The sequence below is a fragment of the Micromonospora sp. NBC_01412 genome (assembly GCF_045040215.1).
Lineage (GTDB): Bacteria > Actinomycetota > Actinomycetes > Mycobacteriales > Micromonosporaceae > Micromonospora > Micromonospora rubida.
In genome coordinates this window covers 760254-784607 of the sequence record NZ_CP109528.1, presented here as the reverse complement: position 1 = coordinate 784607, position 24354 = coordinate 760254, and the positions used below count along the sequence as shown (strand labels likewise).

The window sequence follows — 24354 nt, the reverse complement described above, 5'->3', positions numbered from 1 at the left end:
TGACGTTGAGCCAGGAGGCCCGGGACCTGAGCTGGCTGGTGAGCGGGTTCGCGCAGCGGGTGCCCGGTGTGGCGCACGCGATCGTGGTCTCGTCCGACGGGCTGCTGGTGGCGATCTCCGACCACCTGCCCCGCGACAACGCCGACAAGCTCGCCGCGGTCACCTCGGGCCTGATGAGCATCGCCGCCGGGGCGGCGCAGATGTTCGACGACGACATCGTCAAGCAGACGGTGGTGGAGATGGGCCGCGGGTACTTCCTGGTGATGCAGATCCGCGACGGCTCGATCCTGGCCACCCTGGCGGCCGGGGACGCCGACATCGGCGTGGTCGGCTACGAGATGGCCCGGCTGGCCAAGCAGACCGGCGAGATGCTCACCCCGGCGCTGCGGGCCGAACTCCAGCAGGCGCTGCCCCGCTGACCCCGTCCGTCGTCCCGGCCCCGCCCGGCGGGGTCGGGACGACGCGAGCACCGGACGCCACCCGGGCGGGCGCGGCATGGCCGCGCCCGCCCAGGTGGCTTGCCGTCGGGCTAGAGGCCGTTGGCCCGGATCACCTCGCGGTACCAGTGCGCGCTGCGCTTGGGCACCCGGCGCTGGGTGGGGTAGTCCACGTAGATCAGGCCCCAGCGCTGGTCGTACCCCTCGGCCCACTCGAAGTTGTCCAGCAGCGACCAGACGTGGTAGCTCTCCAGCGGCACCCCGTCGGAGACGGCCCGGTGCGCGGCGGCGATGTGGTCGCGCAGGAAGCTGATCCGTCCGGCGTCGTCGACCGTGCCGTCGGCGGAGAGCGTGTCCGCCTGCGGCAGGCCGTTCTCGGTGACGGTCAGCGGGACCGGGCCGTAGTCGCGGGTGACCCGGGTCAGGATGTCGTACATGCCGTCCGGGTAGATCTGCTGCCAGTCCGCCTGCGAGGTGGGCCAGCGCGTGACCGTTGCGCCGTCGCCGGTGACGTAGTACGGGGTGTAGTACTGCACCGCGAGCAGGTCGATCGGCGAGGAGATGATCTCCAGGTCGCCGTCGGCGACGCCCCGGGCGAGCCGGCTGTCGGCGCCGAGGTCGTCGAGCACGTCGGCCGGGTAGCTGCCCTTGAGGATCGAGTCGAGGTAGAGGCGGTTCTCGTACCCGTCGTAGAGGCGCGCGGCGCGGGCGGCCTCGGGGCTGCCGTCGGCGGGGTAGCAGGGGTGCAGGTTGAGCGCGGGGCCGATCCGGCCGGCGCTGCCGGTGGCGCGCAGCGCCCGCACGGCCAGCCCGTGGGCGAGCTGGAGGTGGTGGGCGACCAGGTACGCCGCCCGCGGGTCCTGGAAGCCGGGGGCGTGGTGGCCGAACAGGTAGCCGTTCTGCACCACGGTCTTCGGCTCGTTGATGGTGAGCCAGACCGGCACCTGGTCGCCGAGGCCCCGGAAGACCGCGTCGGCGTACTCGGCGAACCGGTACGCGGTGTCCCGGTTCTCCCAGCCGCCGGCGTCCTGCAACGCCTGCGGCAGGTCCCAGTGGAACAGGGTGGCCATCGGCGAGATGCCCCGCTCGTGCAGCCCGTCGACCAGCCGGCGGTAGAAGTCGAGGCCGCGCTGGTTGACCGCGCCGGTGCCGTCGGCCTGGATGCGCGGCCAGGAGATGGAGAACCGGTAGCTGCGCAGCCCCAGGTCGCGCATCAGGTCGAGGTCGTCGGCGTAGCGGTGGTAGTGATCGGCGGCCACGTCGCCGGTGTCGCCGTTGCGGGTGCGGCCGGGGGTGCGGCTGAAGGTGTCCCAGACGGATTCGCCCCGGCCGTCCTCCTTGGCGGCGCCCTCGATCTGGTACGCCGAGGTGGCCGCGCCCCAGCCGAAGCCGGTCGGGAAGCGCAGCGCGCCCCGGGGCCGGTCGGTCGGGTCGGTGTCGGGGTCCGCCCCGGTTCCGCCGCCGGCGACCGGACCACCGGCGACCGCGGCGCCAGCGGTCGCGAGGGCGCCGGCGCGCGGGCCGGTGCCGGTGGTTCCGGCGGTGGCGGAAAGTGCGGCGGGGCTGAGCAGCCGCCGCCGGGTGAGCATCGACATGGGGCCTTCTCCTTGGGGTGGGTGCCCGCCGCAACCGGCCGGGAGCGCTCCCAGCATAGGGCAGGCGGGGGCGGCCGACCGCGACCGTGCCGGGTCGGCTCTGCTGTGCGGGATGTTTCGGCGCGCGGCCGGTTGCGCGAACGCGCAGGTGAGGTGCTGCCGGGCGGCGGTCGAGGGCACGTGGGCGCAGCCGGCGTGCCGATAGCGAACGAGGCCGGCCGGGCGGCGTGGCACGCCTGGCCCGTCGGCCTCTTTTCCCATCGTGGCAGGGGGTTTAGTGTGGGGACGGGGGAGGGCAACCCCCGTCCCCACCTTCGATGCAAACACGCACGAGTGGAATTGGCGTCCTGCCGTGCGTGCCGCGCGGGAGCCGGGCCACGCGAGTGGCTCTGGTTCCACCTCCCTCCATTGCCGGTGGGTGGTGGCTGGCGGCGGCGTCCGGGCTGGCCCGCCGTCAGCCTTCGGGCAGTGTCTCGGGAGCGTCGCGGAGCGACGACCCCGGTCGACATCTTCCGTGGATCTCCATCGATGGAAGCGCTCCCATCGATGATGCAGCGACTGTAACGCCCGTCACGGGTTTGTGAAAGACCCAAAACGAGATCGAAACATCTACCTGCTTCTTCTCGGCGGCTCCTTGTCGTGGGAGCGCTTCCATGCCAAACTGTCGGCCTACCGCGACGAGGAGCCAGCTCGCGTGAGCGCGGGTCGCCGAGGGCATCCGGTTTCCGGACGGCACCCGAGAGGACGGACGGCCGCTGTCTGCCAGCGCCGATGCTCCCGTCCCGAACCCGGCCGGGCCGGATCGACCACCATCCCGAGCACCTCCGTCCCCCCGTGTCACCCGCACGTGGAGGCGCTCCCGCCGGGGCCCCGCGCCCCGGCCTGGTCCGAGGAGACACCGCGCACATGAGACTCATGGCAAGACGTCGCCGGACGGCGATGCTCGCCGCCGCCACGTTGGCCGTCGGCGGGGTCGCCCTGCCGGCCGGCGCCGCGCAGGCCGCCCCGGCCTGCGACGTGGTCTACGCCACCAACGACTGGGGCAGCGGCTTCACCGCCAACGTCACCATCAAGAACCTGGGCGACGCCATCAACGGCTGGACGCTCAAGTGGACGTTCCCCAACAGCAGCCAGAAGGTGGTGCAGGGCTGGTCGGCGAAGTACAGCCAGACCGGCAGCGAGGTGACCGCGACCAACGAGTCGTACAACGGCAGCCTCGGCACCGGGGCGTCGACCACCATCGGCTTCAACGGCAGCTACTCCGGCAGCAACCCGAAGCCCACCGCGTTCACCCTCAACGGCGTCACCTGCAACGGCACCCCCGCCAACCGGCCGCCCACGGTGTCCCTCGGCGTGCCGACCGGGCCGTTCGAGGCCCCGGCGGACGTGCCGCTGACCGCCACCGCCAGCGATCCGGACGGGACGATCAGCAAGGTCGAGTTCTACCGCAACGGCCTGCTGGTCAACACCGACACCACCGCCCCGTACGGCTACACCCTGGAGGACCTGCCGGCCGGCAGCTACACCGTCCAGGCCAAGGCCTACGACAACGCCAACGGCATCGCCGTCGACGAGAAGGCGTTCACCGTCACCGCGGCCTCCGGCCCGAAGCTGGTGGCCACCCCGTCGGCGGTCAGCGTGAACGAGGGCGGCACCGCCACGTTCAACCTCAAGCTCAGCGCGGCGCCGACGGCCAACGTGCCGGTGACGCTCGCCCGCACCGGCGACGCCGACATCACCGTCACGCCGGCCTCGGTCACCCTGACGCCCGCCAACTGGAACACCGGCGTCACCGTCACCGTGGCCGCGGCGCAGGACGCCGACACCGTCGGGGGCACCGCCACCATCACCGCCTCCGGCACCGGCATCGCACCCCTGGCCGTCACCGCCACGGAGATCGACGACGACGCCCCCGGCGGGGACAACGCCTACATCAAGCGCTTCCTCGACCAGTACGGCAAGATCAAGAACTCGGGCTACTTCAGCGCCGAGGGGGTGCCCTACCACTCGATCGAGACGCTGATCGTCGAGGCGCCCGACCACGGCCACGAGACCACGTCCGAGGCGTTCAGCTTCTGGCTGTGGCTGGAGGCCCAATACGGCCGGGTCACCCAGAACTGGGCCCCCTTCAACAACTCCTGGACGGTGATGGAGAAGTACATCATCCCGTCGCACGCCGACCAGGCGACCGCCGGCGCCGCGGGCACCCCGCAGTACGCCGCGGAGTGGCCGCTGCCCAACCAGTACCCGTCGCAGCTCCAGCCGAACGTCCCCGTCGGCCAGGACCCGCTGCGCTCGGAGCTGCAGAGCACCTACGGCACCGGCGACATCTACGGCATGCACTGGCTGCTGGACGTCGACAACACCTACGGCTACGGCCGCTGCGGCGACGGCACCACCAGGCCGGCGTACATCAACACCTTCCAGCGCGGCACCCAGGAGTCGGTGTGGGAGACCGTGCCGCAGCCGTCCTGCGACACGTTCAAGCACGGCGGCCAGTACGGCTACCTCGACCTGTTCGTCAAGGAGGCCAACGCCCCCGCCAAGCAGTGGAAGTACACCAATGCCCCCGACGCGGACGCCCGCGCCGTGCAGGCCGCGTACTGGGCCCTGACCTGGGCCAAGGCTCAGGGCAAGCAGGCCGACGTCGCCGCCACCGTGGCCAAGGCCGCGAAGATGGGTGACTACCTGCGGTACGCGATGTTCGACAAGTACTTCAAGAAGATCGGCAACTGCGTCGGCGCCAGCGCCTGCCCGGCGGGCACCGGCAAGGACTCGGCGCACTACCTGATGTCCTGGTACTACGCCTGGGGCGGCGCGTACGAGGCCAACCAGAACTGGTCGTGGCGGATCGGCTCCAGCCACAACCACTTCGGCTACCAGAACCCGTTCGCGGCCTGGGCGCTGACCAACGTGGCCGAGCTCAAGCCGCAGTCCCCGACCGCCGTCGCGGACTGGCAGAAGAGCCTCGACCGACAGCTGGAGTTCTACACCTGGCTCCAGTCCGCCGAGGGTGGCATCGCCGGCGGCGCCACCAACAGCTGGGACGGCAACTACGGCACCCCGCCGGCCGGCACCGCCACCTTCTACGGCATGTTCTACGACGTCGACCCGGTCTACAACGACCCGCCGTCGAACCAGTGGTTCGGCATGCAGGCGTGGTCGATGCAGCGGATCGCCGAGCTGTACCTGGAGACCGGCAACGCCAAGGCCAAGGCACTGCTGGACAAGTGGGTGCCGTGGGCGATCGCCAACACCACGGTGGGCGCCAACTGGTCGATCCCGTCGGACATGAAGTGGACCGGCCAGCCGACCAACTGGAACCCGGCCAGCCCGCAGCCCAACACCAACCTGCACGTCGAGGTCACCGTCAAGGGCCAGGACGTCGGCGTCGCCGCCGCCTACGCCCGGACCCTGATCGCGTACGCCGCGAAGTCCGGCAACGCGGCGGCCAAGACCACCGCCAAGGGCCTGCTCGACGCGTTGTACGCGGCCAGCGACGCCAAGGGCGTTTCGATGCCGGAGAAGCGCGGCGACTACAAGCGCTTCGACGACGTCTACAACGCCGCCGACGGCCAGGGTCTCTACATCCCGCCGGGCTGGACCGGGAAGATGCCCAACGGCGACGCCATCGCCGCCGGCAAGAGCTTCCTGGACATCCGGTCGTTCTACAAGAACGACCCCGACTGGCCGAAGGTGCAGGCGTACCTGAACGGCGGCGCGGAGCCGACGTTCAACTACCACCGGTTCTGGGCCCAGGCCGACGTCGCCATGGCGTACGCCGACTACGGGAACCTGTTCCCGAACGGGTGATCCAGATCCTCCGGGTGGGCGGCGCGGCCCGCCCACCCGGAGCCCGGCCGGCCAGGGGGAACCAAGAGGCCGGTCGGCGGACGGCCTGACTTCCGTGGTCAGGTCGGGACGGGCCGGCCGTACGGTCGACGCAGCGAACCGGCCGGCCCGTCCCACCGCCCGAAACCGAAGTTGCCGCGAAAAGGCGCCGGAAAAAGTGGCCGTCGAGGGATCACGTGACGGTCGTCGACGGAGTAACGTACGTCACCGGAGAGGCCGCTCCCCCCGTGGCGGCCTCTCCCTTTACGTCCGGTCCTGGCCTTCGCCCTGGCCCCGGCCTTCGCCCTGGCCCTCGTCCGTCGGGCCGGGCACGGTGACCGGATGCCGCAGCCCCGGGTGCCCCGCCGGCAGCGACCGGCGGATCACCAGCCAGCTCACCGCCAGCGCCGCCGCCACCAGCGGCCAGGTCAGCGCGACCCGCGCCACGACCAGCGCCACCACCTGACCGCCGAGGTAGAGCGGCACGAAGACCGCCAGCCGCAGCACGTACGTGGCCGCCCACACCCAGCTCCCTCGCGAGTACGCCCGCAGCAGCGCCGGGTCGCGCCGCCACCGCCCCCGCTGGCGCAGCATCACCCCCACCACGGCGCCCAGCAGCGGCCAGCGGATCACGATGCTGACGATCCAGGCCAGCGTGCTGGCCGCGTTGGACAACAGTTGAATGAGGAAGAAGTCGGCAGCCCGCCCGGTGCGCAACGCGATCAGCGCGGCCACGCAGACCGCGAGCAGGCCGACCAGCACCGAGCGCGGCCGGTCCCCCCGGCGCAGCCGCCAGCCCGCCACCGCCGTCCCGGCCAGCACGGCGGCGGCCACCCCGCCGACCAGTGAGTGACCGGTGGCCAGCCAGCCGACCGCGAACGCCACCGGCGGCAGCGTCGCGTCGACCGCGCCCCGCCGGCCGCCGAGCAGGTCCGCGAGCGACTCCGGCCGGTCCGCGGGGCGCGGCTCGCGGGTGGACGGCCCTTCGGGCCCGGATGCGGCGGTCACCGGCAACCTCCTGTCGGTCCGCCCCAAACTAGCGCCAGAGTGTCGGCGGGCCACCGGGGGACGCTTCCGGGCGTGCCGCTACGGTGTGCGGGTGCGTGCGACGGCGAGAGGTTGGACGGCAGTCTGGTTGGTCGTACTGGCCCTGGCCCAGACAGCCGCCTTCGTCGTGGTGTGGCGCGCCGCCCTGCACACCGAGCTCGGTCAGTGGGTCGACACGGTGGCGCTGACCGGCAACCGGATCGGCCAGGACACCATCGCCGCACCGGTGAACCGCATCCTCAACACCATGTCGGCCCTGTCGCTGCTGGTGGCGACCGCGGTGATCGGCTTCATCGCCCTGATCCGGCGTCGGGTCGCGCTGGCCATCACGGCCACCCTGCTGATCGCCGGGGCGAACGTGACCACCCAACTGCTCAAGCACTTCCTGGCCCGTCCCGAGTACGGCATCGACCCCGAACGGGCCGTCGCCGGCAACAGCCTGCCCAGCGGGCACACCGCCGTGGCCGCTTCGGTGGCCCTGGCGCTGATCCTGGTGCTCCCGCGTACCGTGCGGGTGCTCGGCGCGTTCGTCGGCGCCGGGTACGCGGCCGTCGCCGGGGTGGCCACCCTCTCCGCCGGCTGGCACCGCCCGAGCGACGCCATGGCGGCGTTCCTGGTGGTCGGGGCGTGGGCGGCGCTGGCCGGGCTGATGCTGCTGGTCACCCAGCGGGAACAGGCCCAGGTGGAGCCGGCCGAAGCCCACCGCGTCGCCGCCATCGTGCTCGGCCTGGCCGGCGCCCTGGCCGTGGTCAGCTCCGCGCTGGCCCTGTCCTGGCTGGTCGACCTGCCCCGGCTGGACCCCGACCAGATGGGCCGCCGGTCGCTCTTCGTCGGCTATGCGGGCAGCGCCGCCGGCATCGCCGGCACCATGGCGATCGTCGCGGCGCTGTTGCTCGCCGTCGTGCACCGGCTCGTCCCCCGGATCAAGGGCTGACCCGGATCAAGGGCTGACCCGCGTGGCTCAGCGGCGGTAGGTGCCGACCATGGTGCCGCTGGCGATCTCCCGGCCGTCCAGCGCCCGGCGCAACTCCTCCGCGGCGGGCGCGGCGGGCAGCTCCAGCGGTTGGTCGAGCGCGTACAGCCGGAAGAAGTAGCGGTGCGCGTCCTCGCCCTGCGGCGGGTGCGGGCCACCCCAGCCGGACGCGCCGAACCCGTTCGGCCACTCCCGCCCGCCGTCGGGCACCGCGCCCTCGGCCACCCCGCCGGAGTCCGGCGTGATGCCGGTGACCAGCCAGTGCACGAACGGCTCCCGTCCCGCGTCCGGGTCCTCGACGAGCAGCACCAGCTCCTGCGCCGAGCCCGGGACGTCGGCCCACTGCAACGGCGGCGAGACGTTCCCGCCGTCGCGGGCGAAGCGTCCCGGCAACTGGTCATGATCGGTGAACGCGGTGCTGCGCAGCATGATGCCGGCCATCTCTTGGCGCCCCTCTCCTCGTCCGGGCCGCGCGTACCCGCCGGGGACGGCGCGAAACGGCAAGTGAGAGGGTGACGCGGGTGATGACCATGCCGACGGTACGGGCGGCGTTCCGCGCCGAGTGCGCGACGCTGGGCGCGGTCCTGCGCGGCCTGGACCCCGCAGACCTGGACCGGCCCAGCGGATGCCCGCCCTGGACCGTACGGGAGCTGATCGCCCACGTATGCACCGGAGCCGGCCGCCTCACCGGCATGCTCGCCGCGCCGGCCCCCGGTGCCGCCGAGGTGGACGCCGCCGGCTACTTCGGCGCGGCCAAGTTCGCCCCCGAGGTCGACCAGGCGCGGATCGACAGCGCCCGCCGGGAGGCCCGCGAGCTGCCCGACCCCGCAGCGGTCGCGGCCGAGTTCGACCGAGCCTGGCAGCCGGCCGACGAAGCGGTGGGTCGCCAGCCGCCCGGCCGGGTGGTTCGCACCCGGCACGGGGACGCCATGGCCCTGGCCGAGTTCCTGGTCACCCGGGTGGTGGAGGTCGGCGTGCACGGCCTCGACCTGGCCGCCGCCCTGGGCCGCGAGCCGTGGCTGACCCCGGCGGCGGCCGAGGTCGCCACGGCGCTGCTGACCGGCGGTCGGGACGTCCCGGCGGAGCTGGGCTGGGACCGGCTGACGCTGGTCAGCAGGGCCACCGGCCGGGTGCCGCTCACCGACCGGGAACGGGCCGTGCTCGACGGTGCCGGGGTGCGCCGGCTCGCCTTTGCGCGTTGAGCCGCCGCCGGGCCGGACCGCGCGTCGCCCGTACCCTCGGGCCCGACGTCGAGGCGGCCCGCACCGTCGGCTGACCGGTCAGGTCGCCCAGTTGGCGGCCTGACCCGCCGCTGCCCGGGCGGCGCGGTCCGGTGGCGTCTTGCCGCGACGCCCGGGCAGCGGGCAGGATCGACCGATGACGAACCGATGGGGCATGACCGTGCCGCTGGGCGGCATTCCGCTGGCCGACCACGCCGCCGTCTACGCGGCCATGCACCGGGCGGGGTTCACCGACCTCTGGTCGTCCGAGGTGGCCGGGTCCGACGCGTTCACCCCGCTGGCGCTGGCCGCCGCGTGGCAGCCCGAGCTGCGGCTCGGCACCGCCATCACCCCGGTCTTCACCCGAGGGCCGGGCCTGCTCGCGATGCACGCCGCCGCGCTCGCCGAGGCGGCCCCCGGCCGGTTCGCCCTGGGCCTCGGCGCGTCCTCGCCGGTGCTGGTGCGGGACTGGAACGCCGTGCCCTTCGACGAGCCGTTCAAGCGCACCCGGGACGTGCTGCGCTTCCTGCGGGCAGCCCTGGCCGGGCAGACCGTCGACGGGGCGTACGACACCTTCGCGGTGCGCCGGTTCACCCTGGAACGGGTGCCGGCCGTGCCGCCGCCGCTGCTGCTGGCCGCCCTGCGCCCGGGAATGCTGCGGCTGGCCGGCGCCGAGGCCGACGGGGTGATCCTCAACTGGCTCGCCGCCGACGACGTGCCGACCGCCCTCGGCGCGCTGGGGGAGCGGCGGGACGGGTTCGAGGTGGTGGCCCGGATCTTCGTCTGCCCCACCGAGGACGCCACGCACGCCCGCGCCCTCGGCCGCCGGCTGATCACCAGCTACCTCACCGTGCCCGCGTACGCGGAGTTCCACCGCTGGCTGGGCCGGGAGGAGACGCTCGGGCCGATGTGGCGGGCCTGGGCGGCCGGGGACCGGCGCGGCGCGGGCGCCGCCGTGCCCGACGAGGTGGTCGACGCGCTGGTGCTGCACGGCTCGCCCGAGCACTGTCGCGACCAGGTGCGCCGCTATGCCGACGCCGGGGTGGACGTACCGGTGCTGGCCCTGCTGCCGACCCCGGAGCAGGCCGGCGAGCCGGCCGACCTGATCGCCCGACTGGGACCGGCCTGACCGCCCTGCCGGGGCGACGGAGGGAGCCGACATGAACCTCACCGACCGGGTGGCGGTGATCACCGGCGGGGCCGGCGGCATCGGCGCCGCCCTCGCCCGCCGGTTCGCCGCCGAGGGCGCGGCGGCCGTCGTGGTGGCCGACCTCGACGCCGCCGGGGCCCGCGCCGTCGCCGAGGAAGTCGGCCCGGTCGCCCACGCCGTGCAGCTCGACGTCACCGCCGAGGAGCAGGTCCGCGCCCTGGTGGCCGACACCGAGCGACGGTACGGCCGGATCGACCTGTTCTGCGCCAACGCCGGGGTCGCCACGGAGGCGGGGCTGGACGCCACCGCCGCCGACTGGGACCGGGCCTGGCGGGTCAACGTGCTCGCCCACGTGCACTCGACGCGGGCCGTGCTGCCCGGCATGCTGGCCCGGGGCCAGGGGTACCTGCTGCACACCTGCTCGGCCGCCGGGGTGCTCACCGCCGTCGGCGACGCCCCGTACACCGCCACGAAGCACGCGGCGGTCGGGCTGGCCGAGTGGCTCGCGATCACCTACCGGGACCAGGGCATCCGGGTCAGCGCGCTGTGCCCGCAGGGGGTGGACACGCCGATGCTCGCCGAAGGGCTGGCCGCAGGGCACCTCGGGGCACGGGTGATCGCCGCCTCCGGCGCGGTGCTCCACCCCGACCAGGTGGCCGACGCGGTGATCGCAGGCCTGGCCGAGGAGCGGTTCCTCATCCTGCCCCACCCCGAGGTCGCGAACTACGCCCGACGCCGCGCCGAGGACCCCGACGGCTGGCAAGCCGGCCTCCGCAAACTGACCCGCCGCCTAAACCCCTGACCCCACACCCCACCCTCCCCCCGGTCGGGCTGGCCCGCGTTGATCAAGAGGTTTGCGTCGCCGATGTGCCCATTCCCGACGCAAACTTCTTGATCAACGCGGTGAGTGGGGTGGGGGTGGGGGGTGGGGTTAGTTGGGCCAGTGGAGGGGGCCGGGGTGGGTTGACCAGAGTAGGCGGCGCCAGCGGGGGCGGGCGGCGCGTAGCGCCGTGACGTAGTCCGTCGCCACGTTCGCTGCCCGGTCGGCCTGTGCCTCGCTGGCGCTGCCCGGGGCGAAGGCGACCTGGTTGAGCAGGATGGCCAGTTCGTCCACGGTGGGCTCCGGGCCGGGGCCGGTCCGGCCCGCCCCGGTGTCGGCATCGGACCCGGGACGGCCCGCGCGGGCCTCGGCCAGGGCGGCGCGGGCCCGCTCGGCCACCTCCGTGGCGGCGAGGTCCCCGCCCACCGGCCGTCCGGCCAACCGCAGCGCGTCGGTCAGCTCCCGCCAGGCGCCGGCTATCCGCCGGCCGGGGTCGCCCGTGGACAGCCGGGCCCGGGACCGCGCCCGACGCAACGCGACCAGCACCGCCAGCGCCGCCCCGACGACGAGCAGCAGACCGGCCGCCCCGCCGCCGACCAGCACCGGCGTCGACAGCCCGCCCGAGTCGACCGGCCGGTCCGGCGCGACCTGCGCCGGCGGGGTGGCCGTCGGCTCGACCGTCGGCTCCGGCACCTCCGACGGGGGCGGATCCTCCGGCGTCGGTCGGAAGTCCTCCTCCACCGGGCGCGGCTCGTCGTCGGGCCGGGGCAGCGGGTCGAACGGCACCCAGCCGAGGCCGGAGAAGAGCACCTCCGGCCAGGCGTACGCGTCGCCGGCCCGGACCGGACCGTCGCCGGCGGCACGGAAGCCCACCACCACCCGGGTCGGCAGCCCGGTCAACCGGCCCAGCAGGGCGAACGCCGCCGCGAACTGCTCGGAGGTGCCCCGCTGGCCACCCGCGTTGCGCGGTCCGAAGAGGAAGAAGTTCAGGTTCGGGTACGCGTGCCCGCTCGGCGCGTCCGCCACCATCCGGTAGTGCTCGGCGAGGAACTGCTCGATCGCCGCCGCCCGCGCGTACGGGGCGCCGTTGTCCTCGGCGAGCTGGCCGGCGAGCCGACGCACCGGGTCCGGCACCCCGTCGGCCACCCGCACCACCCGGGCCACCTCCTCCCCGGCCGGCACGTCCGCCGTGGCGAGCAGGTTGTTGTCCGGCCTCTCCGCCGCCGAGGTGACCGTGTACCGCAGCCCCGGCGTCAGCCCTTCCGGCCGGATCAGCGTCCCCGTCTGCGGGTCGTACGCCACCCGGGCGCCGCTGACCTCGCGCGGGGTGGCCACCGCCGGCAGCAGCCGCCCGCTCAGGGCCGCCACGGTGATCTCCTGCTGGACTGTCTCCACCGTGGCCCCCGGGGCGGGCTCGGCCGCCGGCAGGATCCGCCCCGCGTTGCGGTACGTCGCCCCGACCCGCCAGGTCACCCCGTCGTAGTCGCTGAGCACCGCGAGCCGGATCCGCTCCGACCGGCCCCCATCACCGCTGCCCAGCCTGTCACCGCTGCCCGGCGAGGCGCTCCCGCTGCCCGGCGAGGCGCCGCTCGTCGGGTCGGGCGATCCGGCGGGGGTCGGCACCGGGTCCGGGGCGTCGGCCGGGGCGCCGGGGCGGCGCGTCGTCACGTCCAGCAGCTTCTGCTGCGGGTTCAACGCCCAGCCGGACACGCGGATCAGCGGGTTCTCGTCCAGGGACTCCACCTGCGGCGGCTCCACGTACCGGCGCGGGTCCACCGGCCGGTCGTCGACCCGGCCCGCCACCATCGGGCCGAGCAGGGCGGCCAGTCCCACCACCACGACCAGCCCGGCGGCGGTGGTGGCGGCGAGGCGTACCCGCACCGCCGCCCGCACCCCCGGAGCCAGCCCGGCGGTCGGGTCCGGCCCCGACGGACCCGGCCCCTTGGACGGCACGGCCAGCCCGACCGCGGCGACCGCCGCGAACGCCACCGTCGGCCAGATCGCCGGGTCAGCGTTCGGCCCGACCACGTACAGCGCGGCGGCGTAGAGCAGCGCCGGCGGGAGAAAGCCCAGGAGCACCCGGCCGGCCCGCAGCGCCACCTCCGCAGCCGCCAGCCCGGCCAGCCACGCCGCGACCAGCGGCACCAGCGCCGTGTCCGGCGTCGGCTCGACCGGGATCATCGCGGTCAGCAGCCGGGGAATGCCGTTGCGCGCCGCTTCCGCCGTCACCTCGGCCAGCGAGCCCGACAGCCCGGCCGCGTCGGCGGACAGCTTCAGCGAACACACCGTGAACCCCGCCATGGCGGTCACCGACAGCGGGGCGACCAGCCAGGACGGCAGCCGCCGGGCGGCCACGCTGACCAGCACCGAGCCCACCGCCGCGCCGATCACCAGCCGGGGCAGCAGGCCCCCGGCGTACACCCGGCCCAGCACCACCCCGGTCAGCGCGACCAGCGCGACCAGCGCGAGCGGCAGCGGCACCGCCCGCAACACCCTCACCACCGGCGGACCCCGTCCCACTCGGCCGCGAAAGCGGCCCCGTCGGCCGCGTCGACGACCACCATCCCGGTCGCGCCGGCCGGCGTCGGCTCCGCCGCCCCGAACACCCCCACCACCACCGACGGGTACGCCCCGCGCAGCACGCCGAGGTGCCCCAGGTCGCCCCGACCGCCCGGCCCGGTGAGGAAGACCAGCGTGTCGCCGAGGCGCTGCTGACGCAGCCGGGCCGTCGCCGCGCGCAGCGCCGCACCGGCGTCCCCCGCGTTCAGCCGGACTGCGGCGAGCCGGTCCAGCGGCCCACCCCCGGCTTCGGCAGCCCCGCTCGCCGCCGTGGTGGCCGCCGGCGCGGCGAGCCGGGCCCGCAGCCGGCCCACCACCCGGGAGGCCCACCGGTCCCCGGCCGACGCCGGCAGCCCGTCGTCGGTGGGCTGCTCCGCCGCGACCAGCAATAGCGTCACCGGCAGGTCGGCGCGCAGCGCCGCCGCGACCACCGACGCCGCCGCCTCGCAGGCCGACTCGAACGACTCCGGGTCGGGGTGGGCGGCGGCCCGGTCGTCCAGCAGCACCACGATCCGGGGCAGGCTGGTGTCCACGTTCTCCCGCACCATCAGCTCACCGACCCGGGCGCTGGTGCGCCAGTGCACCCGGCGCAACTCGTCGCCGACCACGTACTCCCGCAACGAGTCGAACGTGATCGACCCGTGCGGCACCCCGTCCACCCGGCCGTCCAGGCTGCGCCCCGCCCCCCTCGGCACCGCCGTCAGTGGGTGGATGCGCGGGTGCACCCACACCGGCACCGTGCCCGAGTACGGGCGGGCCAGCGCCACCAGCCCCAGCGGGTCGCGCCGGGTCACCCGCAGCGGACCGACCGGCACCACGCCCCGCCGGTCGGTCGGCACGTCGTAGCTGATCGTGGTGTCCCGACCGGGGCGCAACCGCAACACCGGCACCGGCACCGTCCGCCCGCCGCAGCGGTCCTCGGCCAGCAGGTTCGCCGCCCGCAGCCGCCCGGCGTTGCGCACCGTCAGCACCATCCGCGCCGGCTCGCCCCGGGCCACCCGGTCCGGGTCGGCGTGCCGGGTCACCTCCAGCCGGGGCCGCCACAGCGCCACCAGCAGGGCGTACCCCACCGCGACGGCCCCCGCCGCGCCGAGCAGCGTCAACTCCGGGTACGCGAACCGGAACCCGACGACGAGCAGCACCACGGCGGCCACGAGCAGCCCGGCGCCCCGGGCGGTGATCCCCACGTCCGTACGGCCCGCCTCAGCCCTGAACCCGGGCCGGGGCGACCTGCCCCGACGGCAGCGGCACCGGCACCGAGGCGACCGCCTGGCGCAGCACCTCGGCGGGGGTCACCCCGCGCACCTGCGCGTCCGAGGTGAGCAGCAGCCGGTGCGCGAACACCGGCTCGGCCAGGGCCTTGAGGTCCTCCGGCATGATCCAGCCCCGCCCGTCGATCAGCGCGTACGCGCACGCCGCCCGGGTCAGCGCGATCACCCCGCGCGGGCTCACCCCCACCCGCACCTGCGGGTGGCTGCGGGTCGCGGCGGCCAGCCGGACCGCGTACGCGTACAGGGGCTCGGCGATGTGCACCCGCCGGGCCATCTGCACCATCTCCCCGACGGTGTCGGTGTCGGCGATCGCCGACAGCGCCTCGGGGGAGCGGACCGTCGCCCCGCGCAGCACCTCCACCTCGACCGCCTCGTCGGGGTAGCCGACGGAGAGCTTCACCAGGAACCGGTCGAGCTGCGCCTCCGGCAGCCGGTACGTGCCGTCCATCTCCACCGGGTTCTGCGTCGCCACCACCAGGAACGGCTGCGGCACGGGGTGCCGGACCCCGTCCACGGTGACGGTGCGCTCCTCCATGACCTCCAGCAGCGCCGACTGGGTCTTCGGCGACGCCCGGTTGATCTCGTCGGCGATGACGATGTTGGCGAACACCGGCCCCGGGTGGAACTCGAAGCCCCGGGTGGCCTGGTTGAAGATCGTCACCCCGGACACGTCCGAGGGCAGCAGGTCCGGGGTGAATTGGATGCGCCGCCACCGCCCCTTGACGGTGGCGGCGATCGCCCGGGCCAGGGTGGTCTTGCCGACCCCCGGCACGTCCTCCAGCAGCACGTGCCCCTGCGCGAACAGCGCCGTCAGCGCCAGCCGGACCACCTGCGGCTTGCCCAGCACCACCGAGTTGACGTTCTCCGCCAGCCGGGCGGCGAGGGCGGCGAAGCCCTGCACCTCCGGCTGGGTGAGCGGTTCGTTGGCGTTCACGGTGGTGCTCCTTGCCTGGTGGAGCGGTCAGCAGGTGGGCAGGACGTTGATGTTGTCCCCACCCTCGAGGTTGAGCCAGGCCCACGGGATGTAGTTCTTCCCGCCGAACTCGACCTGCACCCACCAGGTGCTCTGCTTCTGGTTGTTGTAGATCCAGGAGTCGACGTTCTCGCCCTGCTTGCGGCAGTACGCCTTCAGCCGGGTGCCGGGCTTGGCCCAGCCGGCCTGCTGGTCGTTGTCCTGCCGGGTCACCCGGAAGACCTCGTTGCCGTTGCGGCCGCCGATCTCCTTGTCGCAGTACGTCCGCTGGTCGCCGTCGGGACCGTTGTTGCAGGTCGCGATCCCGTACAGCGGGTCGGTGTCCTGGGCTCGGGTCTCGGTGCCCTTGCCGGCGGCGTTGCTCGCCGTCACCGTGGCCGTGTACTTCGTGCCCGGCGTCAGGCCGGACACGGTCGCGCTGGCGCAGTTCCTCGCCTGCACCGGCGCCTCGCCCGGGACGCTGACCGTGCAGTCCGCCTTTCCGCCGCCGGCGTCCACGGTGAAGGTGACCGTGACCGCCGTGGCCGTCGCCGACGAACCGGTGACGGTGATCCGGGGCTGGGCGACCGTACGGGCGGTGGCGGTGGCCTCCGGGCCGGGGCCGGCCTCGTTGACCGCCTTCACCTTCACGGTGACGTTCTGCCCGTCGCCCAGGCCGTTCACGGTGGCCCGGGTGTCGGTCACCTCGCTGGCCCGGCCGCCCACGTCCACCAGGTACCTCGTCACCGGCCGGCCGTTGGCCGGCGCCGGGGACCACTGCACCGCGACGGTTCCCGGCTGGTCCGCCACCGTCGACGCCCGCAGGTCAACCGGCTGGCCGGGCGCTGCGAACGGCACCACGCTGTTGCTCACCGGGGACGCCGTCGACCCGGCGCCCCGGTCGTTGACCGCGACGACGGTGAACGCGTACTGCGTGCCGTACTCCAGCTCGCCGGCCGGCACCACCAGTTCCCTCTTCGCCGACTCGCCCACCGGAGCGTTCGCGCCGGCCGAGGCCGCCGTCACCGCGTACTTCGCGATGGTGTTGCCCTGACCGTTGGCGACCGGCCACTTGACCAGCACCGTGCCGTCCGGCCGGGCCTCGGCCGTGACGCTGGCTGGCGGGTCCGGCACGGCCGCGGTCGGGGTGACCGGGTTGCTGGCCCGGGCCGGGCCGTCGCCCTTGGCGTTCACCGCGTGCACCGAGAACCGGTACGTCTCGCCGTTGGTCAGACCGGTGATCTCCACCGACCGCTGGTTGGCCCCGACCTCCCGGCGCTGGCCGGCGCCCTCCACCACGTACCGGATGATCTCCGCGCCGTTCGCGGCGGCCGGCCGCCAGCTCACCCGGGCCTGCGCGTTGCCGGCCGACGCGGTGACGCTGCGCGGCGCGCTCGGCTTGCCCACCTTCGGCTTCTTCGGCGGGGGCGGCGGCGGGGGCACCGGCGGCGGGTCGCCGCCGAGCACGTCGTTGGCGTACTTGTTGACCTCGCGGACCTGGTGTTTGTCGTCGACCACCCGGGCGGTCGACGAGTCCGGCGCGTTGATGAACAGGCGGTTCTCCCGCACTTCCAGCTCCAGCGGGCCCGTCGAGCCCTTGCCGCCGATCGTGTCGACGAGCTGGCCGTTGGCGTCGAAGGAGTACACCGCGCCGGCGGCCTCGTCGGCGCAGTAGTAGCGGTCCGCCCAGGCCACCGCTGGGCTGAGCCCGTCGCCCCGGCCCGGCACGGTGAACGCGCGCTCCTCGCCGCCGGCGCCGACCACGTGCACCGTCCGGTCACCGGACACCGTCACCGGCACCTTCGGCCCGCTGGTCCGCGCAGGCAGGGCGCCCGGCCCCGCGATCGCCAGCGGCGTCCGGCTGACCTCGCCGCGCTGCACCCGGACCAGCGCGCCCGACGTGCGGTCGAGCACCGCCACCCCGTCGTCCAGCGTGGAGACGATCAGCTCGTGACTGGGCTCGGCGACCTCGTACGTCTCGACCTTCTTCGGGCTGACGCCGGCGCCGGCCGGCGCGGCCGAGCCCGGCTCGGACGGCAGCTCCGCCGCCGTGACCGCGGAGACGGTGCCCTCCGCCGGGACGGCGATCCAGAGCCGGCCCTCCCCGTCGAACGCCCCGCCGGTGATGCCCGGGGGATAGCGCACCGGCTCGCCGACCGGGGCCAGCGAGCGCGGGTCGAGCTGCCGGACGATGCCCTGCACGGCGTCCACCACGAACGCGGCGTCCTCGTGCAGCGCGACGTTGACCCCCAGGCCGGGGGTGGTCCGGGTGGAGGCGGTGATCTGGAGGGTGGCCAGGTCCAGCGAGCTGACCTGCCCCGTGTTCAGGTCACGCAGGATCAGCAGCCGGTCGGTCTGGATGACCTGCATCGGGTGCCGGCGGGCATCGGGGACCTCCATCCGGGTGTCCACCCGAGCGGTGATGCCGTTGACCCGGGCCATCTCGCTACGCGCCGCGCTCCACAGCCAGCTGCTGGCGTCGTAGTTGGCCACCGCGTTGTCGGCGGCGCCCAGCCCGAGGACGGTGAGCCCCATCGCGGCCAGCAGCGCACCCACCGTGCCGACGGTGACCAGGCCACCGCGCCAGCGGGAACGACGAGTGCGGCCCTCCCGCCCGGTGCTCACAGCGTCGTCGATGGTGGCCACAAGCGGCTGCCTCCCCGTGTCGTCATGCCGGGCGGCGCGCCGGAGACCGGCGACCCTCCCCTGAGCCGGGTGCCATCATATGGCCACCCTGGGACAGGGGAAACCCGCACGGTCCGGCTGTGGACACCCAGCGTGTGCGGTGTGGGTGGCCGGTCAGCTCGGCGTCGGGGCCGGCCCCCGCGCGGTGCAGACCTGCCCGGACGTGGCGAAGGCGTCGGTGGAGTAGACCGCCAGCACGGTGAAGCAGTAGTCCACCCGCGAGTTGAGGCCGTTGACCGTGTAGCCGGTCTGCCCCGGGTCCACGGTGGCCAGCACGCCCAGCTTCTGCCCGGCCCGCCCGCCGGCCACCATGAACGGCACCGCGCCGGAGGACGGATCCGTCCACGTGAGGCTGATCGTGCTGCTGTCGTCGCGCAGCTTCAGGTCACCCGGCGGAGGGCCACTCACCTTCGGACCGGCCGACGCCGACGCCGACGCCGGTGCCGCGCCCGGGGGAGCCGCCTGGTCGCGGCCGAACACCAGCACCGCGACGCCGACCACGATCGCCAGGACCACCAGCACCACCACCGCGACCAGGACCACCGTCCGGCCGCGCCCGGTCCGCTCCTCCTCCTGGTACGTCGGCTGCCAGGCATCCTGCGGCGAGGGGTAGTCGTCGGCGGCCCGCCAGCCGTCCCGCTCGTGCCAGGTCTGCCCTTCCTGTCCCGGCCCGTGTTCGGCCTGCCCGTGTTCGGTCGGCCGCTGCTCGGCCCAGTCCAGTGCGGCCGGTCCCCGCTCGGTCGCGTCGGAGGAGTGGCCCTGATGCGGAGGCGGTGGGACCGGGGGTGGCGCGGCGGCGGACGCGTCAAGCCGCGGCACCGACGGCTCCGGACCGGGTGACCGTGGCGGCGGTGCCAGTGCGGGGCCGATCTCCGGCTCCCAGCCGGCGTACGACGAGCCGTGCTCCTCGGCGGGACGGTCGGACCCGTCCCGCAGGTCCGGGGCCGGGTCGGGGTCGACGGTCGGAGCCAGCGGCTGCGGCGGCGCGGCGCTGCTCCACGGCGGCGCCGTCATGCCCCAGGGCGGCACCGGCGCCCCGCTCACCGGCGGGGCGTTGAAGGGTGGTGCGCTGTACGGCGGGGCGCTGAAGGGGGTGCCGCTCACGGGTGGTGCGCTGTACGGGGTGCCGCTGATCGGTGCTCCGCTCACGGGCGGTCCACTCACGGGGGGAGTCGTGAACGGTGTGATGCCCACCGGTGGCCCGGTCACGGGCGGCATGCTGACCGGCGTGCCGGCCACGGGTGGTGCGCCGATCGGGGGTGTGCGCGGCGGGGCGCTCACCGGCGGGATGCTGACGGGTGGTGAGGGGAACGGGGGCGTGCTGGTGGGTAGCACACCGGCAGCAGCCCTGGCGTCGATCGGGAGCCTGTCCCCCGGGAACGCACCCATCGGACTGCCGTCCGCCGGTTGCCCGCCGACCGTGCTCGCCGCCGACGGTGCGGTGCCCAACCCCTGCTGACTTGGCGGCCCACTGACCGGCGGCCCACTGACCGGTGGCCCACTGACCGGCGTGCCGCTGATCGGTCGTACGGCCGGGGGAGGCGCACTGACCGGGCCTGCCGGGGGACCACTTGCGGGCGGCGCGCTGACCGGGGCGTCGGCCTCCGACGGAACGCCGCGCACCGGGGCAGCCGGGCCGCCGCTGCCCGGCCCGGCCCGTGTACCAGCCGCTCGGGCGACCTCCTCCCGCAGCAGCGCGTCGATCTGTCGTACCTGGATGGTCGGCTTGTCCCAACCTGGTGCCGGGACGGGCGGTGATGCCGGCGGCGGTGCCGGCCCGACGGGCGGGCGCGGCGAGGGCTCGGCCTGCGGCGTGGCCGGTGCGGGTGAAGGTGGGGCGGACGTGGGCCGGCTGCCGCTCGACGCGGGCTGCTGCGGTGCCCACGGGGACACCGGTCCGGCCGGCGCCGGCGCCGGACCGGTGACCGGCGGCTGGGGTGGTGCGACCGGTCCGGTACTCGGAGACGGCGCGGCCGGCGTCGGAGGGTAGGCCTGATGCGGCGGCCCGGGCTGGGCGCTCGGGATCGGTGGTGGGGGACCCAGGGCCGGGGATGCCGGTGGGAGGCCCGGGGCCCGGGATGCCGGCGGCGCGGCGAGCTGGGCCGGTGCCCACCGGGAGCCCGCCTGCTGGGCCGGTGCCTCAACCGGCGTCCTGGGCGGGGGAGCGGGGAGCTGGGGCGCAGGTGGGTGCCCCTGCGTCCCCGATGCGCTGGGCGGCTCGGGACGACGCTGAGCCGGCGGGGCCGGGGCCGGTGCCTGGGCCGGCGGCTCGGGCGGCGGGGCCGGAGCCCGAGGCGGAGGTGAGATCCGCGGCGGGACCTGCTGGGGCGGAGCCGGGACCTGGGGCGGAAGCTGGGCCGGGACATGAGGCGGAGCCGGAAGGTGATGCTGCGTTGCCGGGACCGGCGGCGGAGTTGGCGACTGCCGGGGCGGGGCGGACACCGGCGGCGGCGGGGGCGGCGCGGTTCCCGGCCGGGGCGCGGCGGCCTGCGCGTGCCTCGGCGGCGGGATCATCGGCACCGGTGCCAGGGGCATGGTCGGACCGTCGAGCTTCGGCGGGCCGTGCTGGACGGTCGGTGGGCCGTACTGGGGGATCGTCGGGCTGGGCTGAGGGGCGGTCGGGTGGTGCTGGGGAACGGGGGCCGTCGACGGGGGCGCGGCGGCGCCGAGGTAGTGCCGCGCCTCGCGTACCGCCGGGTGGTCCGCGCCGAGCACGGCGGGCCCCGCGCTGGCGATGCGGGAGTAGTGGCGGCGGGCCTCGTGCCGGTTGCCCAGCTCCTCGGAGACCGAGGCGAGGTCGAGAGAAAGCGCGAGCATCAGCGGGTCCGCGGGATGCCACCGGCGCTCGCCGGCCGCGAGGCATTCCTCCAGTACGCGTCGCGCGGCGGCAGGGTCGTCGGCCTCACGATGCAGGCGGGCCAGGAGGTGCGCGACACGCAGCACCTCCGGATGGTCCTCGCCGTAGCTGACCCGGATCGGTCCGAGCGCGTCGGCCAGCAGCCGGCGCGCGCCGGCGAGGTCGCCGGCGGAGCGCTGGGCCAGCGCCCGATGCTGGAGGGCGGCTAGGGGAGAGGGCTGTGACACGTCAGCCATGCTGCCCGGAGAGGGTGGCTCGACGCCACCCACCCTGCCGGCCATGATCGAGATTGGCCTGCCCCATTCGGGGCCTTCAGCCCCCTGAGCTGGGCAAACGGGCCGGCGGGAAGGTGATGTGCATGATCCACCGCCGCCGTGTACAGTAATGCCCCGTGCGGCCCTCCGGGGCGGTCGACGGGTGGTGAAGCCCCCCAGGCCGACAGGGTAGGCTGAACGAGTAGGTCCGGGTGGCGGAATGGCAGACGCGCTAGCTTGAGGTGCTAGTGCCCGTAAAGGGCGTGGGGGTTCAAGTCCCCCCTCGGACACGTTATTTCCCCACGAAGCGTGATTTCTCTTCGCGTTTCGCGCGATCCCCGTCCCGTTGGGCGGGGATTTTCGCTGTGTGGGTCAGGACGCTCGTCGGGGCGGTGAGCGTGTAGATCGCGGCCTCGGCTTCGATGGTCCAGGTATCGTGGTCGCACACGATGATCATGTTGTGGAGCCGCAGGTAGCCCGTGACGCTGTCCGAATCCTGGTCGCGCATCGCCGGATGGTGCCGACGGAGGCAGCTGTCGTGTCGAATCCTGTCCAGGAGATGGTCTTCCCGGACGTAGAGGGTCTTCTGTCGTCTCGATGAGGTGGGCCGGGCGCTGGTGTTGCCGTGTCGGCATCGGTAGCCGGCGCGGTCGTGGACCCAGTGGGAGTCCATGATTCGGCCGCACACGCCGCAGCAGATCACTCCGGCCAACAAATAGCGGCGGGAAATGCCGTCGGCTGGGGTCGGCGCGGTATGGACTGCCTGGACGGCGACGAAGTGTTCTTCGCTGACCAGCGGAGTGTGTGCGATCTCGCGGGAGATGACCCAGTCAGTGGAGGCGCTCCACCGTCGGATCTCGTGGTGTCGATCGAAGCTTTCCTTGCCAGGGAGGGCATCGCGGTCGGTGCGTTGACGGTTCCAGACCTGCCGCCCGAGTAACGGGGGTTGGCCAGGATCGCCGCGACAGTGGTGAGCATCCATTGGCGGCCGCTGCGGTGGGGGTTACGCGCTGGGTCGGCGCCGGACGGGCACGGGACGCCGTTGTCGTTGAGGGCGCGGGCGATGCTGGCCACGCTCCGGCCGGCGAGCCGCTGCTCGAAGATCCACCGAACGTGGGGTGCGGAGGCAGGGTCGGGCTCCAAGCGGTGCAGGCGCCGTCCCCAGGCGGCGTGGGCGCGGTTCGGATGAGGGCCTGCGTCCACAAGCCGATAACCGTAAGAGGACGGTCTGAAGATCTTTGGTTTGATCTATGGCTTGCGTCTGGTTGGAGGGCTTTCGGCGGGTTCGTCGCATGGCGATCGTTCGATGTCGCGGAAAGGTGAATCGTGGTCGTGACTGTCGGGCGGTAGGCGCGTTAGGCCGGTCATGGGTGATCGGAAGCCGTATCCCAGTGACGTCACCGACGAGCAGTGGGCGTTGATCGGGCCGTTCCTGGACGTGTGGAAGGCCAGGCGCGTCTCGGTGTCGGTCTCGGGTCGTCAGGGTGACTACGACCTGCGGGAGATCGTGAACGCGATCTTCTACCAGAACCGGACCGGGTGTCAGTGGGCGTACCTGCCGCACGACCTGCCGCCGAAGTCGGCGACCTACTACTACTTCGCCCTGTGGCGTGACGACGGCACCGATCAGGTGATCCATGATCTGCTGCGTTGCCAGGTGCGGGAGAAGGTCGGCCGTCGGGAGGATCCGAGCGCGGTGGTGCTGGACACCCAGTCGATCCGGGCGGCGAACCATGTCCCGGCCGCGACGACCGGCAAGGACGCCGGGAAGAAGGTGTCGGGCCGTAAGCGGGGCCTGGCCGTGGACACCCTCGGCTTGATCATCGCGGTCGTGGTGAGCGCCGCCTCGGTCACCGACAACGCCATCGGCATACAACTGCTCGACAAGGTCGTCGAACACACCCCGACGGTGACCCGCGCCTGGGTCGACGCCGGGTTCAAACAGGACCTCGCGCTGCACGGCGCCGTGGTGGGCATCGACGTCGAGGGCGTCAAACGATCCGATACCCGGCCCGGGTTCGTGCCGGTGCGCAGACGGTGGGTCGTGGAGCAGACCTACGGCACGCTGATGCTGCACCGCCGTCTCGTGCGCGAGTACGAGAGCCGCCCGGAATCGGCCGTGTCACGGACGCTGTGGGCCTCGACGGCGAACATCGTGCGCCGGCTGACCGGGACCAACACACCCTCCTGGCGACACCGGTGAACCTTCCCACGGTCCTCGACCTGATCACCGAACGCGAGGCCACCACACGCCAGGCCGCCGACCGGCTCCGCGAGCGGATCACCACCCTCACCGCCGAACTCGCCCAGACCGAGTGTGAACTGGCCGATCTGGTGACCACCCGCACCACCCTACGAGGGCTCACCGCGGCCGAGTTCACCGCCGACGACCCGGCGATAGCCAGCGGCCCCTACCAGCAGATCCTGCACGTCCTCACCGCCGCGCCCACCGGCATGCGAGCGAAAGGCATCTGCCTCGCGCTCGGCGTCGAGCCCTCACCGAAACACGTCGAGAGCACCCGCGCGAAGCTGAAACGCATGGTCAACCGCCACGTCCTGACCGAAGACCAGCCCGGCATATTCACCCTCGCCCCGAAACGGACCTAATCCTCCGAACCGTCCTCTAAGAGGGCATTCAGGTAAGGCGTATGGCAATTTGTCGGCTTTGAGTGTGGCGGCTTTAGGGATGATTCACAGAGATAA

18 protein-coding genes, 1 tRNA gene and 2 pseudogenes are annotated in these 24354 nt (G+C 73.9%); 10 read left to right on the top strand and 11 right to left on the bottom strand.

Going from position 1 to position 24354, the window contains the following annotated elements; all coding sequences use genetic code 11:
• Positions 1-5 precede the first annotated feature (5 nt).
• Positions 6-419, top strand: coding sequence for a roadblock/LC7 domain-containing protein (locus OG617_RS03290; RefSeq protein WP_396682321.1), 414 nt, complete (start codon positions 6-8; stop codon positions 417-419).
• Positions 420-529: 110 nt separating this feature from the next.
• Here OG617_RS03290 and OG617_RS03285 read toward each other — a convergent pair whose 3' ends face one another.
• Complete coding sequence (locus OG617_RS03285) at positions 530-2032, bottom strand: GH1 family beta-glucosidase (RefSeq protein ID WP_405098529.1); 1503 nt, start codon at positions 2030-2032, stop codon at positions 530-532.
• A gap of 915 nt (positions 2033-2947) precedes the next feature.
• Here OG617_RS03285 and OG617_RS03280 point away from each other — a divergent pair.
• On the top strand, positions 2948-5845 hold the full coding sequence (locus OG617_RS03280) for a glycoside hydrolase family 48 protein (protein ID WP_405104090.1): 2898 nt from the start codon (positions 2948-2950) through the stop codon (positions 5843-5845).
• Positions 5846-6127: 282 nt separating this feature from the next.
• On the opposite strand, the gene OG617_RS03275 is transcribed toward OG617_RS03280, so the two are convergent.
• Positions 6128-6871, bottom strand: a complete 744-nt coding sequence (locus OG617_RS03275; RefSeq protein WP_405098527.1) for a DUF3159 domain-containing protein — start codon at positions 6869-6871, stop codon at positions 6128-6130.
• Between the two features lie 85 nt (positions 6872-6956).
• Between OG617_RS03275 and OG617_RS03270 the strand changes: the two genes are divergently transcribed.
• Positions 6957-7844 (top strand): phosphatase PAP2 family protein, encoded by an 888-nt coding sequence (locus OG617_RS03270; RefSeq protein WP_405098525.1) that lies wholly within the window; start codon positions 6957-6959, stop codon positions 7842-7844.
• Between the two features lie 27 nt (positions 7845-7871).
• On the opposite strand, the gene OG617_RS03265 is transcribed toward OG617_RS03270, so the two are convergent.
• Positions 7872-8324 (bottom strand): YbhB/YbcL family Raf kinase inhibitor-like protein, encoded by a 453-nt coding sequence (locus OG617_RS03265; protein ID WP_405098523.1) that lies wholly within the window; start codon positions 8322-8324, stop codon positions 7872-7874.
• A gap of 89 nt (positions 8325-8413) precedes the next feature.
• Here OG617_RS03265 and OG617_RS03260 point away from each other — a divergent pair, with 89 nt between their 5' ends.
• From OG617_RS03260 to OG617_RS03250, 3 genes are all read left to right on the top strand, one after another.
• Positions 8414-9085 (top strand): maleylpyruvate isomerase N-terminal domain-containing protein, encoded by a 672-nt coding sequence (locus tag OG617_RS03260; RefSeq protein WP_405104089.1) that lies wholly within the window; start codon positions 8414-8416, stop codon positions 9083-9085.
• Positions 9086-9278: 193 nt separating this feature from the next.
• Positions 9279-10232, top strand: a complete 954-nt coding sequence (locus tag OG617_RS03255) for an LLM class F420-dependent oxidoreductase (protein WP_405104088.1) — start codon at positions 9279-9281, stop codon at positions 10230-10232.
• 31 nt (positions 10233-10263) lie between these two features.
• Positions 10264-11055 (top strand): SDR family oxidoreductase, encoded by a 792-nt coding sequence (locus tag OG617_RS03250; protein ID WP_405098521.1) that lies wholly within the window; start codon positions 10264-10266, stop codon positions 11053-11055.
• Between the two features lie 129 nt (positions 11056-11184).
• Here OG617_RS03250 and OG617_RS03245 read toward each other — a convergent pair whose 3' ends face one another.
• The 5 genes from OG617_RS03245 to OG617_RS03225 all read right to left on the bottom strand — a co-directional run bounded on the left by OG617_RS03245 (position 11185) and on the right by OG617_RS03225 (position 19689).
• Positions 11185-13593 carry a transglutaminaseTgpA domain-containing protein gene (locus OG617_RS03245; RefSeq protein WP_405098519.1) on the bottom strand — a complete coding sequence of 803 codons (2409 nt, stop codon included), beginning with the start codon at positions 13591-13593 and terminating at the stop codon, positions 11185-11187.
• The gene (locus tag OG617_RS03240; RefSeq protein ID WP_405098517.1) at positions 13569-14819 is read right to left on the bottom strand and encodes a DUF58 domain-containing protein; all 1251 of its coding nucleotides are present in this window, start codon (positions 14817-14819) and stop codon (positions 13569-13571) included. Before OG617_RS03240 ends, OG617_RS03245 begins: the two co-directional genes overlap by 25 nt.
• Before the next feature lie 16 nt (positions 14820-14835).
• Positions 14836-15837, bottom strand: coding sequence for an AAA family ATPase (locus tag OG617_RS03235; protein WP_405098515.1), 1002 nt, complete (start codon positions 15835-15837; stop codon positions 14836-14838).
• A gap of 27 nt (positions 15838-15864) precedes the next feature.
• Complete coding sequence (locus OG617_RS03230; RefSeq protein ID WP_405098513.1) at positions 15865-18501, bottom strand: fibronectin type III domain-containing protein; 2637 nt, start codon at positions 18499-18501, stop codon at positions 15865-15867.
• 153 nt (positions 18502-18654) lie between these two features.
• Entirely contained in the window at positions 18655-19689 is a 1035-nt protein-coding gene (locus OG617_RS03225) for a hypothetical protein (RefSeq protein WP_405104087.1), read from the bottom strand.
• Positions 19690-19714: 25 nt separating this feature from the next.
• Here OG617_RS03225 and OG617_RS03220 point away from each other — a divergent pair, with 25 nt between their 5' ends.
• Positions 19715-19999 carry a hypothetical protein gene (locus OG617_RS03220; RefSeq protein WP_405104134.1) on the top strand — a complete coding sequence of 95 codons (285 nt, stop codon included), beginning with the start codon at positions 19715-19717 and terminating at the stop codon, positions 19997-19999.
• A gap of 1451 nt (positions 20000-21450) precedes the next feature.
• On the opposite strand, the pseudogene OG617_RS03215 reads toward OG617_RS03220, so the two are convergent.
• A pseudogene (locus OG617_RS03215) lies at positions 21451-21633 on the bottom strand (hypothetical protein); the annotation flags it as partial.
• Positions 21634-21857: 224 nt separating this feature from the next.
• Here OG617_RS03215 and OG617_RS03210 point away from each other — a divergent pair.
• Positions 21858-21941: transfer RNA gene (locus OG617_RS03210), tRNA-Leu, on the top strand.
• A 2-nt stretch (positions 21942-21943) separates the two neighbouring features.
• On the opposite strand, the gene OG617_RS03205 is transcribed toward OG617_RS03210, so the two are convergent.
• Together OG617_RS03205 and OG617_RS03200 are read right to left on the bottom strand one after the other, a co-directional pair.
• The gene (locus tag OG617_RS03205) at positions 21944-22633 is read right to left on the bottom strand and encodes a zinc ribbon domain-containing protein (protein ID WP_405098511.1); all 690 of its coding nucleotides are present in this window, start codon (positions 22631-22633) and stop codon (positions 21944-21946) included.
• A gap of 5 nt (positions 22634-22638) precedes the next feature.
• Positions 22639-22725, bottom strand: a pseudogene (locus OG617_RS03200) (hypothetical protein); the annotation flags it as partial.
• A 292-nt stretch (positions 22726-23017) separates the two neighbouring features.
• On the opposite strand from OG617_RS03200, the gene OG617_RS03195 reads away from it, so the two are divergent.
• Together OG617_RS03195 and OG617_RS03190 are read left to right on the top strand one after the other, a co-directional pair.
• On the top strand, positions 23018-23854 hold the full coding sequence (locus OG617_RS03195) for an IS5 family transposase (RefSeq protein ID WP_405098509.1): 837 nt from the start codon (positions 23018-23020) through the stop codon (positions 23852-23854).
• Positions 23851-24258 (top strand): hypothetical protein, encoded by a 408-nt coding sequence (locus OG617_RS03190; protein ID WP_405098507.1) that lies wholly within the window; start codon positions 23851-23853, stop codon positions 24256-24258. The genes OG617_RS03195 and OG617_RS03190 overlap by 4 nt, the downstream gene beginning before the upstream one ends.
• Positions 24259-24354: the final 96 nt, after the last annotated feature.

Coding starts and splice junctions, on each gene's coding strand:
- OG617_RS03285 (WP_405098529.1), bottom strand. CDS start 2,032: ATGTCGATGCTCACCCGGCGGCGGCTGCTCAGCCCCGCCGCACTTTCC.
- OG617_RS03280 (WP_405104090.1), top strand. CDS start 2,948: ATGGCAAGACGTCGCCGGACGGCGATGCTCGCCGCCGCCACGTTGGCC.
- OG617_RS03265 (WP_405098523.1), bottom strand. CDS start 8,324: ATGGCCGGCATCATGCTGCGCAGCACCGCGTTCACCGATCATGACCAG.
- OG617_RS03260 (WP_405104089.1), top strand. CDS start 8,414: ATGCCGACGGTACGGGCGGCGTTCCGCGCCGAGTGCGCGACGCTGGGC.
- OG617_RS03255 (WP_405104088.1), top strand. CDS start 9,279: ATGACCGTGCCGCTGGGCGGCATTCCGCTGGCCGACCACGCCGCCGTC.
- OG617_RS03250 (WP_405098521.1), top strand. CDS start 10,264: ATGAACCTCACCGACCGGGTGGCGGTGATCACCGGCGGGGCCGGCGGC.
- OG617_RS03205 (WP_405098511.1), bottom strand. CDS start 22,633: ATGGATGCTCACCACTGTCGCGGCGATCCTGGCCAACCCCCGTTACTC.
- OG617_RS03195 (WP_405098509.1), top strand. CDS start 23,018: ATGGGTGATCGGAAGCCGTATCCCAGTGACGTCACCGACGAGCAGTGG.